General features: G+C 37.5%; 2 protein-coding genes. Both read left to right on the top strand.

All coding sequences use genetic code 11. The annotated features are described in order from the left end of the window. Positions 1–71 precede the first annotated feature (71 nt). A complete protein-coding gene (locus BV390_RS30270) occupies positions 72–425 on the top strand; it encodes a hypothetical protein (protein WP_023332877.1) in 354 nt (117 codons plus the stop codon). Between the two features lie 229 nt (positions 426–654). Further along, entirely contained in the window at positions 655–1,407 is a 753-nt protein-coding gene (locus BV390_RS31385; RefSeq protein ID WP_023332876.1) for a HEAT repeat domain-containing protein, read from the top strand. Positions 1,408–1,514 lie beyond the last annotated feature (107 nt).

Raw genomic sequence — 1,514 nt, forward strand, 5'->3', positions numbered from 1 at the left:
GTTGGGTAGGTGTGATTTAATGTAATTTCAGACTTAACAATAAAATTAACTACATTATTTTAGAGGTAAAAATGGATTCGCTCTTAGCGATTTTAGGTGGGGTTGGTTTAGGCGCTATTTTAAAATCAATTGTGGATTATTTTTTAAATAAAAAATCCGGAGGAAATAAAACTCAATATGCCGAAACATGTGATACATATATCGGGATTATTTTGGCGTTACATAAGATATCAGTCATAAAAAATCACGAGACATCTAAAGATTTCGGGCTTGCACACATGAAGGTCAAGCTATTTGGTTCAGACAAAGTTGCAAGTCTGATAAGTGAAGCTGTTTATACTGATGATGAAGCTAGGAAAAATGAAATCTTAGAGAAAGACATGATTGATGCGATGAAAGATGATTTACGTAGTAAAAGGACGTAATCAAAATCCCTATCTAAAAGGTGACAAAATTTTGGCAGATTACGGCTTACAACCCTATTTCTTAAATACATTGAAAAAAGCTGGCTACCTTGTTCAGATAAGCGATCGTCAGGCTTGGAATGTGGATGTCGATAAGTTGTAGCGCTTCCACAAAAATCTTATATAATTCAAATTTTAACCTCATGTCAAAGTGGGGTTTGTAACCAAATTTGGTGTGGAGAAAGTGACTATGAGTAGACAACGGGTATCAAAAGGTAGTGTTATACCGAAAAAAGAATTCAAAATAGCAACTGTGCTATCTTCCCTTCCTGTTGGTTGTGATTTCGATTCTTTCTTTTCTGAGTTTAAACGTGTCTATCCGAAGGATTGGGAAAGAGTTAATAAGCGCTACCAGGAGCATGAGAGGTTAACAAAACCTGGTAAATCACACCCGATGGCTCATCCTTTATCTTATATGCGAACTGCATTTCGTAGCTTCCAACAAAATTTAGTTAAAAATTCCATGTCAGCAGCGGATTACTTAGTTTCACTTGAAGAATCTAAAGATAAATATATAGAATCTGAGCCAACAGAAAAAGCAAGGAAAGAAATAATAATAAATAAAAACATCGTATATTCATTTGAGAAAAGAATGCTGGCTGTTCATTTGCTTGGAAAATATAAATGTCAGCAGTGTATCGATACCCTGATTGATTTGATGAATAACGACCATATTTTTGATGTGAGAGAGTTAGCTTATGAAAAATTGATTCGGTTCGGGTTAGACGTCGGCCCTCAATTAAAAAAACCTTCACATCACACGGATCCTCAGATAATGCAAAAAATAGCATCGGTAGGTTTTTCCTCTGAGCAAGTGAAAACAAAAGAAGGGTGTGAGCGAGCAATCAACGAGTTCCGTAAAAAGTACCCTATTGAATACGACCTGTACACTCACTCAAAACGCAATCAGTTCAAGGCTTGGTTTAGAAAGCAGATCAGCTAACTCGGAGGGGGGGCACTATTTCCGTTCTCCAAACAGTCCCTTGGATGCGCTAGCAGGCGGGCTGAAATGGCGTAACGGAAATTTCGGCGGTTCCGGCGTAGAACCCC

The sequence above is a fragment of the Klebsiella sp. YJ genome (assembly GCF_002108615.1).
Taxonomy (GTDB): Bacteria; Pseudomonadota; Gammaproteobacteria; order Enterobacterales; family Enterobacteriaceae; genus Klebsiella; species Klebsiella planticola.

What these genes read in the sequence shown, in the direction of transcription:
- BV390_RS30270 (WP_023332877.1), top strand. Translation starts at nt 72, where the DNA reads ATGGATTCGCTCTTAGCGATTTTAGGTGGGGTTGGTTTAGGCGCTATT.
- BV390_RS31385 (WP_023332876.1), top strand. Translation starts at nt 655, where the DNA reads ATGAGTAGACAACGGGTATCAAAAGGTAGTGTTATACCGAAAAAAGAA.